Annotated in this window: 14 protein-coding genes; 8 read left to right on the top strand and 6 right to left on the bottom strand. The window is 66.0% G+C overall.

Translation table 11 applies throughout. The features are described from left to right. Positions 1–41 precede the first annotated feature (41 nt). Positions 42–971, bottom strand: a complete 930-nt coding sequence (locus tag OP497_RS10150; protein ID WP_280548100.1) for a YihY/virulence factor BrkB family protein — start codon at positions 969–971, stop codon at positions 42–44. A 302-nt stretch (positions 972–1273) separates the two neighbouring features. On the opposite strand from OP497_RS10150, the gene OP497_RS10145 reads away from it, so the two are divergent. The 5 genes from OP497_RS10145 to dcd all read left to right on the top strand — a co-directional run bounded on the left by OP497_RS10145 (position 1274) and on the right by dcd (position 5394). Continuing rightward, the gene (locus OP497_RS10145) at positions 1274–1948 is read left to right on the top strand and encodes a hypothetical protein (RefSeq protein ID WP_280548099.1); all 675 of its coding nucleotides are present in this window, start codon (positions 1274–1276) and stop codon (positions 1946–1948) included. Between the two features lie 47 nt (positions 1949–1995). After that, on the top strand, positions 1996–2409 hold the full coding sequence (arfB, locus tag OP497_RS10140; protein WP_280548098.1) for an alternative ribosome rescue aminoacyl-tRNA hydrolase ArfB: 414 nt from the start codon (positions 1996–1998) through the stop codon (positions 2407–2409). Between the two features lie 137 nt (positions 2410–2546). Next, complete coding sequence (locus tag OP497_RS10135; RefSeq protein WP_280548097.1) at positions 2547–3605, top strand: kinesin; 1059 nt, start codon at positions 2547–2549, stop codon at positions 3603–3605. Between the two features lie 149 nt (positions 3606–3754). Continuing rightward, complete coding sequence (gene apbC, locus OP497_RS10130) at positions 3755–4558, top strand: iron-sulfur cluster carrier protein ApbC (protein ID WP_280548096.1); 804 nt, start codon at positions 3755–3757, stop codon at positions 4556–4558. 269 nt (positions 4559–4827) lie between these two features. Beyond that, the gene (gene dcd, locus OP497_RS10125) at positions 4828–5394 is read left to right on the top strand and encodes a dCTP deaminase (RefSeq protein WP_280548095.1); all 567 of its coding nucleotides are present in this window, start codon (positions 4828–4830) and stop codon (positions 5392–5394) included. Positions 5395–5539: 145 nt separating this feature from the next. On the opposite strand, the gene purN is transcribed toward dcd, so the two are convergent. Continuing rightward, positions 5540–6280, bottom strand: a complete 741-nt coding sequence (gene purN / locus OP497_RS10120) for a phosphoribosylglycinamide formyltransferase (protein ID WP_280548094.1) — start codon at positions 6278–6280, stop codon at positions 5540–5542. Continuing rightward, positions 6277–7350: a phosphoribosylformylglycinamidine cyclo-ligase gene (gene purM, locus OP497_RS10115; RefSeq protein WP_280548093.1), complete on the bottom strand. Its 1074-nt coding sequence runs from the start codon at positions 7348–7350 to the stop codon at positions 6277–6279. Before purM ends, purN begins: the two co-directional genes overlap by 4 nt. A 131-nt stretch (positions 7351–7481) precedes the next feature. Here purM and OP497_RS10110 point away from each other — a divergent pair, with 131 nt between their 5' ends. Next, positions 7482–8561: an AI-2E family transporter gene (locus OP497_RS10110; RefSeq protein ID WP_280548092.1), complete on the top strand. Its 1080-nt coding sequence runs from the start codon at positions 7482–7484 to the stop codon at positions 8559–8561. Next, positions 8558–9259 carry a DnaA regulatory inactivator Hda gene (hda, locus tag OP497_RS10105; protein WP_280548091.1) on the top strand — a complete coding sequence of 234 codons (702 nt, stop codon included), beginning with the start codon at positions 8558–8560 and terminating at the stop codon, positions 9257–9259. Before OP497_RS10110 ends, hda begins: the two co-directional genes overlap by 4 nt. A gap of 87 nt (positions 9260–9346) precedes the next feature. Here hda and ehuB read toward each other — a convergent pair whose 3' ends face one another. From ehuB to OP497_RS10090, 3 genes are all read right to left on the bottom strand, one after another. Next, positions 9347–10213: an ectoine/hydroxyectoine ABC transporter substrate-binding protein EhuB gene (ehuB, locus tag OP497_RS10100; protein WP_280548090.1), complete on the bottom strand. Its 867-nt coding sequence runs from the start codon at positions 10211–10213 to the stop codon at positions 9347–9349. 312 nt (positions 10214–10525) lie between these two features. Next, positions 10526–11080, bottom strand: a complete 555-nt coding sequence (locus OP497_RS10095) for a carboxypeptidase-like regulatory domain-containing protein (protein WP_280548089.1) — start codon at positions 11078–11080, stop codon at positions 10526–10528. A 126-nt stretch (positions 11081–11206) separates the two neighbouring features. Then, positions 11207–11575 (bottom strand): phasin family protein, encoded by a 369-nt coding sequence (locus OP497_RS10090; protein WP_280548088.1) that lies wholly within the window; start codon positions 11573–11575, stop codon positions 11207–11209. Between the two features lie 252 nt (positions 11576–11827). Here OP497_RS10090 and OP497_RS10085 point away from each other — a divergent pair, with 252 nt between their 5' ends. Next, the gene (locus OP497_RS10085) at positions 11828–13207 is read left to right on the top strand and encodes a class II fumarate hydratase (RefSeq protein WP_280548087.1); all 1380 of its coding nucleotides are present in this window, start codon (positions 11828–11830) and stop codon (positions 13205–13207) included. Positions 13208–13240 lie beyond the last annotated feature (33 nt).

Below are 13240 nucleotides of genomic sequence, written 5' to 3'. Positions count from 1 at the left end.
CTCCACCTTCTGAGCGTGAATGGCCCGCTGGGCTTGCATAGCTAGTCGACGTGGGTCACGGCCTGGCGGAGGGGGTCGACGTGCCAGGCCAGGCCGAGGCGGGCATTGCGCTCCAGCTCGGCGATCACCTGAGCCCCGAGCAGCAGGATGATGGCGCCCACCTCCAGGCTCAGCAGCACCACCACCAGGGTGGCCAGGGAGCCGTAGACCGCGTTGACCAGCGAGATATTGGCAAAGTAGAAGACCAGCAGCAGGCGCACGCCCTCCCATAGCAGGGCGGCGACGAAGCCACCCACCACGGCGCGACGCAGGGCGATCGTTACCACTGGCAGGAACTTGTAGATGGCGCTGAACAGCAGGAAGACGCCGAGGAAGCTGGTCAGGTTGAGCATCGGCTCGGAGAGGCCCGCCAGTGGTAGATTGCGCTCGAAGAGGGCCACCCACAGGGCATTCATCGTGCTGACCAGGCTGACCAGCAGGGTCAGGGCGAGCAGGCCCGCCCCCAGGACCAGCATGAAGGCATAGGGCAGCAGCACCGAGACCCAGGCACTGCGCCGGCGATGGTGCGTATCCGGGGCGTGGAAGATGATCGCCAGGGCGTCCTCGAGCATGCGAAAGGCGAAGGAGCTGAACAGCAGCAGCACGGGAAAGCCCAGGATGCCGATCACGTCCCGGGAGTCGAGGAGGGTGCGCACCGCATCGAGCAGGACCTCGGCATGGGCGGGCGCCAGGTGGCGTGCCTGGATGGTGAGTACCTCGAGCAGGTGCTGCTGGTCGACCACGCCGGCCAACAGCACCACCATCAGGGCGAACAGCGGCACGATGGAGAGCAGGATGTTATAACCCACGCCACCGGCCAGCAGGATGCCGCGGTTGCGCAGGAACGCGCACAGCACGCGCCACAGGAAGTGCAGAATGCGCGGCAGCAGGGTGAGGATCAGGCGTCGGTAGCGAACGGGCGGTGATGTCATTGGGGCTGCCGTGCGAGAGTGCTTGCGCCATCATAGGCGTATCCGGCCTCGCTCCGTCAAACCCCGTTCCCGGTGATGCCCCACTCGATGGTCCTGAACACACGCGGAGAGAACCATGGATCCGGATTCCCAGCCCTGGCGCTCGCTCTCTACCTGATGGCGCTGGCGCACAGGCTGGAGTGATGCCGGCCAGCGTTCCGGTTGCCGCGTCATGGCAGCCATGGACGCTGCCGGATGGCATGTCGCCGCCGACCACCGCATAATGCGCGCCCCGTCACACCCCGACACGACAGCGAGAAATCATGGCCAAATTCGAGGAGATCGGCACGGCGAGCATTCCCGGGCAGGGCGGCGAGCTGCGGTTGCTGCAGCGTAATGACGAGTTTTCGATCCGCATCGCCGGCAAGGCCGGAGAGCTGATGAACACTCGCCTGCACGGCTCGGAGGATGCCCTGGCCGAACTGGCCTGCAAGCGACTCGCCGATCGCTCCGGGGTTCGTGTGCTGGTCGGCGGGCTGGGCATGGGCTTTACCCTGGCCGCGGCGCTGAAGGCGTTGGGTGAGGACGCCGAGGTCGTCGTCGCCGAGCTGGTGCCGGGGGTGGTGGACTGGAACCGGGGGCCGCTGGGTGATGCCGCCGGTCGTCCCCTCGACGATCCCCGTACCCGAATCAGCCTGGGCGACGTCGGCGAATTGTTGCGCCACGACCCCGATGGCTTCGACGCCATCATGCTCGATGTGGACAATGGTCCCGAGGGGCTGACGCGCCGAGAGAATGACTGGCTCTACTCGCCTCGCGGGCTTGCCGCGGCCCAGCAGGCGCTGCGACCCGAGGGTGTTCTGGCGGTCTGGTCGGCCGGTCAGGACCCGGCGTTCAGCGAGCGGTTGCGGCGAGTCGGGATGCTGGTCGAGGAGATCACGGTGCGTGCCCATCGCCCCGGCAAGGGGGCCAAGCACCGGATCTGGCTGGCATACTGAGTCCCCTCACTCTTCATCACTCACCCTTCACCCCGAAAGGCCAAAGTATGCTGGAACTCTCTCGCCAGGTGAGCATTCCCGACCACGAGATCGAGATGCAGGCCGTGCGTGCCCAGGGGGCCGGTGGACAGAACGTCAACAAGGTGGCCACCGCCATCCATCTGCGCTTCGATATTCAAGCTTCCAGCCTGCCCGAGGGCTTCAAGGAGAAGCTTTTGGCGTTGGGTGACCAGCGCATTACCCGCGACGGGGTGGTGATCATCAAGGCCCAGAGCCACCGCACCCAGGAGCGTAATCGTGCCGAGGCCCTGGCGCGGCTGAAGGCGCTGATCAAGAGCGTCATGTATGCACCGAAGAAGCGCATCGCGACCCGCCCCAGCAAGGGCGCCAAGCGGCGTCGGCTGGACAGCAAGAAGAAACGCGGCCGGCACAAGGCGTTGCGCGGCAAGGTCGAGACCTGACGTTGACTGTGGCGTCGATGATCGGGTGGCGACTCCACTCCGGGCGTGTATGCTGAAAGTCGTGACGACGAAGGCTGGCCATCCTTGGCCGGTGACATCCAACCACGCAGGGGGATACATCGATGGCAGATACGTCGATGAGTGAGCTTTTCAAGGACAACCGCGTCAAGGGCCTGTCGGCCGTAGCGGTGGTTGCCATCATCTGGGCCCTGTTTGCCCAGTCCAGCGTCAGTTCCAGCAACGAGGCCCGTGAGTCGCTGCAGGCGCGACTCGAGAACGTGCAGGCCGAGAACGAGTCCTTGTCGGGGCGCGTCGAGGAGCTTCAGAGCGCCGCCGGGAACATTGATGACCTGGCAGAGCAGCGCAGCGATCTCCAGGAGCAGCAGCAGGCCGCCGAGGCCGAACTGGAGAAAACCAAAGGCGAGGTTGCCACGGCTCGCACTCAGCTAGAAGAGGCCCAGGCCTCGGTAGAGACGGTGCAGGCCGACCTGGAAGCCCGCCAGAGTGAGCTCGAGGCTGCCGAGGAAGCCCTCGCGACCACCCGAGAGGAGCGACAGCAGGTCACCCAGGTCCGCGATGAGGCTCAGGCCTCGCGTCAGGAAGCCGAGGAGGCACGCCAGGCCGCCGAAGAGGCACGCCAGCAAGCCGCAGAGGCCCGCCAACAGGCCGAGCAGGAGCGCAGCGACGCGGTTGCCGCTCGCGACGAGGCCCGTGCCGAACTCGAGGGCCTGCAGCAGGAGATCGCCTCGGCCGAGGAGAACCTGGCCGGCATCAACAAGCAGATCTCAGCCAGTCAGGAAGAGCGCGATGCCCTTCGGCAGGAGATTGGCGAGCTCCAGGCCAGCCGCAGCGAGGCGAGCGAAGCGCTGGAGGCGACCCGCAGTGAGATGGAAGAGGCCCGGTCACAGGTCGACCAGGCTCGCGAGACATTCAAGGACCTCGAGGTCGCCATCAAGGTCGGCCGTGAGGAAGTCGCCGAAATCGAGTCTCAGGTCGAGTCTCGCCAGACCCAGCTCGAGCGCCTGGAAGGCCAGCTCGAGACCTGGCGCAACGAGCTGTCCCGTCTGGAGAACAGCGTGCAGGGCAAGGCGGGGGACGACGCTGCCGCTCAACAACAGGCCGATGCCCAAGCTGATGGCAATGACGGTGCTGCCCAGCAGGAATCCGAAGCCCATGAAGACGGCAATACCGACTGATCCCTTCGCGGAATGGTCTAGCATTCACGACGGCGAGCCCTTGGCTCGCCGTCGCGCGTTGGCAGGCATTGCATGGCAGGGCGACCCGCCGGGTATACTGAGCCTTCGTGCCGCTTGCGTGGCAACCCCAATTGCATAAGGAGCGAATCGTGATCGAAGGGGTCAAGCATATCGTCGCCGTGGCATCCGGCAAGGGCGGGGTAGGCAAGTCCACCGTCACCGTCAACCTGGCACTGGCCATGGCCGCCGAAGGCTATCGGGTGGGCATCCTGGATGCCGACATCTACGGCCCCAGCCAGGCCCAGATGCTGGGGGTGGGCGAGGGCGTGCGTCCCCAGTCCGCGGGCGAGAATCGTTTCAAGCCGCTCGAGGCCCATGGCATCCAGGCCATGTCCATGGCCTTTCTGGTCGACATCCGCGAGCCCATGGTCTGGCGCGGGCCCATGGTCGCCGGCGCCTTCCAGCAGATGCTCACCCAGACCGTCTGGGACGATCTCGACTATCTGTTCATCGACATGCCGCCGGGCACCGGCGACATCCAGCTGACCCTGGCCCAGAAGGTGCCGGTGGACGGCGCGGTGATCGTCACTACCCCCCAGGACATCGCCCTGCTGGACGCGCGCAAGGGCATCGAGATGTTCCGCAAGGTCAACGTGCCGGTGCTTGGGGTCGTGGAGAACATGAGTCTGCACATCTGCTCCCACTGCGGCCACAGCGAGCCGATCTTCGGCGAGGGCGGGGGCGAGCGCATCGCCCAGGAGTACGAGACTCAGGTGCTCGGTCGCTTGCCGCTGACCCTGTCGATCCGTGAACAGGTGGATGGCGGGCGGCCCACCGTGGTGGCCGAACCGGAGGGCGAGGTGACCGCCACCTTCCGCGACATGGCGCGCCAGGTCGCCGACCAGATCCGCGGCCAGGGCACCGAGGGACCGGAGATCTCCTTCAGCGAGTGAGATGCCAGGCCATTCTGTTACGCACAGCGAAAGGCCCCGGGGACAAGCCGAAGAGGAGGTCCTACGCCATGGATGGCGTCGGTAGCGCCCACGGATGGGTTCACAGCGCCTCCTTGCAGGCTTGTCGCCGGGCTTGCCTCGAGTGATAGATCCCTCAGCAATCGCCCTGGGTGAGAGGGCGCATCCCGTGACCTTCCCCGCCGGGGCCGCTATGATGTGGCCCCGGTTTTCTTTCTCCGGTTTCCCCAGACACAGTTCAGGACGTTTCGATGAGCATCAAAGCCGACAAGTGGATACGCCGCATGGCCGAGCGGGAAGGCATGATCGAGCCCTTCGAGCCCGACCAGGTTCGCTATGTGAACGAGCGGCGGGTGATCTCCTACGGGACGTCCAGTTACGGCTACGATGTGCGCTGCGCCAACGAGTTCAAGGTGTTCACCAACATTCACTCCGCGGTGGTGGACCCCAAGAGCTTCGACGAGAAGAGCTTCGTCGACATCAAGGGGGATGCCTGCGTGATTCCCCCTAATTCCTTCGCCCTGGCGCGCACCGTGGAGTACTTCCGCATTCCGCGCAGCGTGTTGACCATCTGCCTGGGCAAGTCGACCTATGCCCGTTGCGGCATCATCGTCAATGTCACCCCGCTGGAACCCGAGTGGGAAGGGCATGTGACCCTGGAGTTCTCCAATACCACCAACCTCCCGGCGCGCATCTATGCCAACGAAGGGGTGGCGCAGATGCTGTTCCTGGAGTCCGATGAGGTCTGCGAGACCTCCTACAAGGACCGCGGCGGCAAGTACATGGGACAGCGCGGCGTGACCTTGCCAAGGACGTGATAGCGCCGAGCTGAAAGCGCCGAGCTACAAGCAAACCCCGAAGGCCGAGACCTTCGGGGTTCTCTTTTGCACGAGATCATCAAACATTGCTGGCCGCTTGGCCGCTTGGCCGCTTGGCCGCTTGGCCGCTTGGCCGCTTGGCCGCTTACTCCTCGACGCCCTCGTCCAGCTCCTCGGCGGCATCGGCATGGGAGAGCCGCATGCCGGTAGGCGGCAGGGCGACGCCGTCCATGGTGGCATTGTCGCCCTTGAGCTGTAAGCGCCCCTCCAGGAACCACCGCACGGCAATCGGGTAGATCAGGTGCTCACGAGCCTGGACCTTGGCCTGGAGGCTGTCTTCCGTGTCGTCCTCGGTGATGGCCACCTCGACCTGCAGGGCGATCGGCCCGCCATCCAGTTCCTCGGTGACGAAGTGCACGCTGCAGCCGTGCGTGGCCACGCCATCGGCCAGCGCGCGGGCATGGGTATGCAGGCCGGTATAGTCCGGCAGCAGCGAGGGGTGGATGTTGAGCATCCGGCCCAGGAAGCGGTTGACGAAGCGCGGCGTGAGAATGCGCATGAAGCCGGCCAGCACGATCAGGTCGGGCTCGTGGCGCTCGATGACCTTGATCAGGGCGCCGTCGTAGGCGTCGCGGCTGTCGTACTCGCGATGGGGCAGGGCGACGGCATCGATGCTGGCATCCCGGGCACGCTTCAGTCCGTAGGCATTCGGCTGATTGGAGATCACCGCAACGATCTCGCCGCCCAGGGCATCATGGCGCTGGGCGTCGATCAGCGCCTGGAGGTTGCTGCCGTTGCCGGAGATCAGCACCACCACCCGCCGTGTCTCGCTGGGCTCGGGGGTGAAGGTGTTCAGGGTGTCGCTCTGGTAGTCGGTCCCGCTCATGCCTTGAGGTTCTCCAGCTGGACCTGCTCTTCGGCGTCGCCCCGCGCGGTGATCTCGCCGATGCGGTGGACCGTCTCGCCCAGGGCCTGCAGGTGAGCGCGGGCCTGATCGGCCTTGTCCGCCGGGACCACGATCACCATGCCGATGCCGCAGTTGAGCACGCGGTACATCTCCTGCTCCTCGACGTTGCCCTGCTTCTGGAGCCAGTCGAAGATGGCCGGGCGCGTCCAGCTGGAGGCGTCGATGCGCGCCGCCAGGGTCTCGGGCAGCACGCGGGGGAGGTTCTCGGTGAGGCCGCCACCGGTGATGTGCGACAGGGCATGCACCGGGATGTCGGTCTCCTTGAGCAACGACAGCAGCGGCTTGACATAGATGCGCGTGGGCGCGAGCAGGGCCTCGCCCAGCGGCCGGCCATCGAGGGCGGTGTCCAGCGAGGACTCGCTGACCTCGAGGATCTTGCGGATCAGCGAGTAGCCGTTGGAATGGGGGCCGGAGGAGGCCAGGCCCAGCAGTACGTCACCCTCGCCGACCTGCTTGCCGTCGAGGATCTCGGATTTTTCCACCACGCCGACGCAGAAGCCGGCGAGGTCATAGTCGCTGCCCTCGTACATGCCGGGCATCTCGGCGGTCTCGCCGCCCACCAGGGCGCAGCCGGCCTGCTCGCAGCCCTCGCCGATACCGGTCACCACATCGGCGGCGATATCCACGTCCAGCTTGCCCGTGGCATAGTAGTCGAGGAAGAACAGCGGTTCGGCGCCGGCCACCACCAGGTCGTTGACGCACATGGCCACCAGGTCGATGCCGATGGTGTCATGGCGGCCGAGGTCCATGGCCAGGCGCAGCTTGGTGCCGACGCCGTCGGTGCCGGAGACCAGCACCGGCTCCCGGTAGCCGGTCGGCAGCTCGCACAGGGCCCCGAAACCGCCCAGGCCGCCCATCACCTCGGGGCGAGACGTGCGTTTGGCGACGCCCTTGATACGGTCGACCAGGGCATTGCCGGCATCGATGTCGACCCCGGCGTCCTTGTAACTGAGCGATGCTCCGCTCGGGGGATGGGTGGAATCGGTCATGACGCTTCCTGTAGGAGAATGGCCGTCGCGATGCCTGCTGCACAGGGCGACGCACAACGTTGGGGTACGGATTGTAGCATCACGGCGCGCGGCTGGCAGCCTGCCGGCCGCGCCGACACAGGGAGGGGGCGATGCACAGGCAGTGGTGGGTGATGGCCGCGGTGGCGGCACTGGGGCTGTGGTTCCTGATCAGTATCGAGCCGGTGCTGACGCCCTTCTTCGTCAGCATGATCCTCGCTTACCTGGGCGACCCCCTGGCCGATCGCCTCGAGGCTCATGGCCTCTCGCGGCGCCTGGCGGTCTCGCTGGTCTTCCTGCTGCTTTCGCTTGCCATCGTGCTCACCCTGCTGCTGGTGGTGCCGATACTGGGCCGCCAGCTCGGCCAGTTGATCGAATCGCTGCCGGCGGTGCTCAACTGGCTGCAGCAGACCGTGGTGCCGCGTATTCAGTCGCTGACCGGCATGGACCTCTCCACGGATATCGACCAGATGCGCCAGGCGGTCGTCGACAACTGGAAGGAGACCGGGACCTTCGCGGCCAGCCTGCTGGCCCAGGCCTCGCGATCCGGCCTGGCGCTGGTCGCCTGGATCGGTAACCTGGCGCTGATCCCCGTGGTCACCTTCTACCTGCTGCTGGATTGGGACATCCTGGTCGCCAAGGTGCGCGGCTCGCTGCCGCGCAGCTGGGAGCCCGCTGCAGTGCGCCTCGCCGGCGAAGGCGACGAGGTGCTGTCCGCCTTCCTGCGCGGCCAGCTGATCGTCATGCTCTGCCTGGGGGTGATTTACGCGCTGGGGCTGACCCTGCTCGACGTGCGCTTCGGCCTGCTGATCGGCCTGCTCGCGGGCTTGGCCAGCATCGTGCCCTATCTCGGGGTGATCGTGGGCATCTCCGTGGCGGGGGTGGTCGCGTTCTTCCAGTTCGGCGACTGGCTGATCCTGCTCGGCGTCGCGGCGGTGTTCGGTTTCGGCCAGCTGGTCGAGAGCGTGGTGCTCCAGCCCAAGCTGCTCGGCAACAAGATCGGCCTGCATCCGGTGGCCGTGATCTTCGCCGTGCTGGCCGGTGGGCAGCTGTTCGGTTTCACCGGGGTGTTGCTGGCACTGCCCGTGGCTGCCGTGGTGATGGTGGTGTTGCGTTATCTCCACGAGCACTATAAAAACAGCACTCTGTATGACGCCGGACGTCAACGTACCCACGACGAGGAGTCGCCATGAGTCGGGCACCCGCGCAGTTGCCGCTGGGCGTGGGGCTGCGCGATGAAGCCACCTTCGCCAACTTCCACCCCGGGCCCAACGCGACCCTTGTCGATCGGCTCGTGCACCAGCTCGACGACGACGGCGAGCCCTTTCTTTATGTATGGGGCGCCTCCGGCACTGGTCGTAGCCACCTGCTGCAGGCGGCCTGCCATGCGGCCTCCGACCGCGACTGTCGAGCGCTGTACCTGCCGCTGGCGGAACTCGGTCACTTCCCGCCGCTGATGCTCGAGGAGATCGAGCGCCTGGACCTGGTGGCGATCGATGACCTCGAACGCGTGGTGGGGCGCAAGCGCTGGGAGGAGGCGCTGTTCCACGCCTTCAACCGCCTGCGGGATGCCGGCAAGCGACTGGTGATTGCCGCCGAGGCGCCGCCGCGACAGCTGCCGGTGAAGCTGCCCGACCTGGCCTCGCGACTCACCTGGGGCATGACCTTCCACCTGCAGGGGCTGGATGACGCCGGGCGCCTGACGGCGCTTCAGCTGAGGGCGCGGAGGCGTGGCATGCAGTTGCCGGACGAGGTGGCTCGCTACATCCTGCATCGCGGGCCGCGACGCATGGATGCGCTCTTCCAGACCCTGGAGGCCCTGGATCGTGCCTCGCTCTCCGCCCAGCGCAAGCTGACCATTCCCTTCGTCAAGCAGGCGCTGGGCTGGTAACGGGCCTGGTGTCAAACTCACCGCTTCTCGAGCCCCCTGTTTCGCTAACGTTCTGGGTACCCGTTCTGGGTACTGGTGTTACAGGTCTTAGCTGGCGCCGTTGCAGAGCTGCTCGGCACTGAAGCGGTAGGAATAGACGATATCTTTCGTCAGGAAGCCGTAACGCGCTAGCGTCTGTTGCCAGTCGTTGTTGCGCTTTTCCTCCTTCAACTCCTCGTTCACCGCGTCCCGCAGGTCCTCGGCATCCAGGGGGAAAGCGAAGCCGCCGAAGTAGCGGACTTCGCGACCGTCGATCACCGGGTCGGTGAAGTTGAATTCCGCCTCCACCTGTGGGCTCACCTGCTCCAGGGATGCGACGGTCATGCCGGTCGCGGCGAAGGCATCGGCCCTGCCACGGACGATGGCGTCGACGGCCTCCGGGAGGCGTTGCACGGTGACGATCCGGTCTGGATCGACCCCCAGGGCCTCGAACATCTCCTGGGTGACCGTGCCCTCCTGGACCGCGACCCGAATGGTGTCCGAGCGCTCGACGAAGTCCTCGTAGGCCCGAATGCGGTTGGGGTTGGAGGCCAGCACCAGCAAGCCCTCGCCATAGGAGGTGTTGGGGTTCGAGAAGAGCACGCGCGTGCAGCGTTCGGGCAGGATGGCCATTTCCGCCGCCGCCATGTCGAAGCGACCGACTGCCAGCCCCGGGATGAGGTTCTTGAATTCCGTCTCCACCCACTCGATCTCCTCGATGCCGAGATCCTCGAGGATGCGCCGAGCGATCTCGGGGCCGACGCCGAGCGCCTCACCCTCCTCGTTCAGGTAGCCATAGGGCCTCTCGTTGGCAACGGCGATGCGGATCACGCCGCGCTGCTGGATCTCCTCGAGCGTATCGGCCTGCAGCCCGGGGATGGCCAGCAGGGTGGCAAGAGCGCCGGCCAGTAGGGACGATCTGCCCAGTGAATACATATTTGCTGTCATTGTTGTCAGTCCCGTATAGCGTCGTTCCGACTCGTGTCGCGTCACGATCACCCGGGTATCGGCCGTGGTGCCGCAGCCGTTGGGTCGGAGCGGTGTGTGATGGGCCAGGATCCATGGCGTTTGCGTATTGACGCCATCATGGTGATATGCCTGCCATTTCTCGATGGCGGCTCATTCAGCGTAGAACTGACGTTGAGAGGATGCTGGCCACCGACGGTCTCTGTCGAAGATCTCGGACAACGACTGTCGGCGATGTCTTACAAGCGACGGGTACGTCTCATGATCTAAGTGGCAGGAAACTCAACGACTGAGCTCGATGCTGCGTGACTGGCCGTTGCCCAGGCTGACCTGGTGAATGACCACGCGGGTCTTGCCGGTGGAGGGATCTTGCCCGCTGCCCGAGACATAGAACTCTCCGGCGGGCAGGCCCTCGAGGCGGAAGTCGCCATTGCCGTCGGTGCGGGTGGTGTGGGTGTATGCGCGGGCCCGGGGATCGGCGGGCTCCACGGCGCGGCCCGCCAGGGCCTGCTCCGCGGCCTCGGCCGAGTAGGTGGTCACCGGCGCGACCGAGACGCCCGCATTCGCCACCGGGCGTCCTCCCAGCAGCAGGCGACCACGGATTGCACCGCTGCCGCTCTTCTCCAGCGCGGCATACTCCTCGGCGGGGAAGGCCACCTGGCGGGCCACCCGTCCGGTCGTGGCAGGGCGATCGGCCCGTTGGGTCTCGCGTGGCGCCTCCATGCCGCGCTCGATCACCTCGACGCGCTGACGCTCACCGGCGGGATAGGGCGGCTCGATGATCTGACAGCCGGCCAGCGAGAGTCCCAGCAGGGCGGGAAGTATCCAACGTGTCATCTGCAGTCTCCCGGGTAGTGGACGATGCCCCGTGCCCGGTGAGCATAACGCAAAAGGGCCGCCGATCATCGATCGGCGGCCCTTCATACGTTCAAGCAAGCGCCGGCAGGGCCGGCGCCATCAGGCTTACTTGGCTGCCTTGGTGGCAGTCTCGGTTGCCTGCTTGACGTTGTCTTCGGTCAGCTTCTGGCTCTGCTGGACGAAGTCCTGCTGCAGGGAGACGACCTTCTCGGCGTCGCCCTTCAGGCGCTCGGTCAGGTCCTTGGCGACCTTCTGCTGGCCTTCCATGTAGGTGCGCAGGCCTTCGGCATCTTTCACGTTCATCAGGCTGCGCAGCTGCGCCATGCCAGTGTCGGTGTAGGCCTTGCCGGCGTCCAGCTGGGCGTTGACCAGCTTCTCGGTGTAGTCCACGGACAGGGCAGCATAGGTGCGAGCCGGGCCGAAGAACATGGATTCGAACTGTTCAGTGAACTGCTTGGTGTCGAAGTTTTGCATCGTAAGTCCCTCCCAGGGATTTCGGATCAATTCGAAGGCCGTGGCGGTCTGCCGATGCCTTCTGCGTCTCTGTTGCAATGCACAATAGCAGAGCAGTTTGTGCAGTGCAACATTCTTTCTATGTCATCTCTATTGAAGTTGCCCCGAGCGAGGGCCGCCGGGGGCAGGCCGAAGAGGAGGTCTCTTGCAAGGGCGTCCGCCGGACGCCATGTTGAGGAGAGCAGCATCCATCCCGAACACGAGGAGCCCGACATGAGCGACCATCGCATCGAGCGTGACAGCATGGGCGAGCTAGAGGTGCCGAGGGAGGCCCTCTACGGAGCCCAGACCCAGCGGGCCGTCAACAACTTCCCGGTCTCCGGCCAGCCGATGCCGACGGCCTTCATCCACGCCATCGCCCGCATCAAGCTGGCGGCGGCTCGGGTCAACCGTGAGCTGGGCCTTCTCGACGCCGCCCGGTCTCGAGAGATCGTCGCGGCCGCCGAGGCGATCCTCGCGGGGCATCTCGACGACCAGTTCCCGGTGGACGTGTTCCAGACCGGCTCCGGCACTTCCAGCAACATGAACGTCAACGAGGTGATCGCCAGGCGGGCCAGCCGCGACGGGGTGGAGGTCGGTGCCAACGACCACGTCAACATGGGGCAGTCGAGCAACGACGTGATACCCACGGCGATCCATGTGTCCGCCGCGCTGGCGGTGACCAGCCAGCTGCGTCCGGCACTCGAGCACCTGCGCGAGACCATCGACACGCGCGCCGCGGAGCTCGATGACGTGGTCAAGACCGGTCGTACCCATCTGATGGACGCCATGCCGCTGCGCATGAGCCAGGAACTGGGTGGCTGGTCGAGCCAGGTAGGTCAGGCCATCGAGCGCCTGGACAGCGCCCTGGTGCGGCTCTGTCGCCTCGCCCAGGGCGGCACGGCGGTCGGGACCGGCATCAATGCGCATCCCGAGTTCGCCGAGCGCATGGCGAGCGACCTGAGCGAGCAGACGGGACTGTCGTTCTCGCCCAACGACAGCTTCTTCGCGAGCCTTGCCTCTCAGGATGCGGCGGTGGAACTCTCCGGACAGCTCAGGGGCCTGGCGTGCGTGGTGATGAAGATCGCCAACGACCTGCGCTGGATGAACTCCGGGCCCCTGGCCGGCCTCGGCGAGATCGAGCTCGAGGCCCTGCAGCCCGGCAGCTCGATCATGCCCGGCAAGGTCAATCCGGTGATCCCCGAATCGGCTGCCCAGGCCGCCGCCCAGGTGATCGGGCTCGACACGGCGGTCACGGTGGCCGGGCAGAGCGGCAACTTCCAGCTCAACGTGATGTTGCCGCTGGTGGCCAGCAACCTGCTGACCTCGATCACCCTGATGACCAACACCACGCGGTTGCTGGCCGATCGCGCCATCGCCACCTTCAAGGTGCGTGATGACCACCTCGCGGGGCCGCTGGCACGCAACCCCATCCTGGTCACGGCGCTGAACTCGGTGATCGGCTACGACGCCGCGGCGGCCATCGCCAAGCACGCCTACCAGGCGGGGCGGTCAATCATCGAGGTAGCCGAGGAGCAGACCGACCTGTCCCGCGCGGAGCTCGAACGCCTTCTCGATCCCGCCACGCTGACGCGAGGCGGCGTCCCGGAGTAGGGCGCATGCCGCGCCCGGCCCGTGTCAGCGTGG

Source organism: Halomonas sp. 11-S5 (genome assembly GCF_029889825.1).
GTDB lineage: Bacteria > Pseudomonadota > Gammaproteobacteria > Pseudomonadales > Halomonadaceae > Halomonas.
This window is presented reverse-complemented; position numbering and strand designations above follow the sequence as displayed.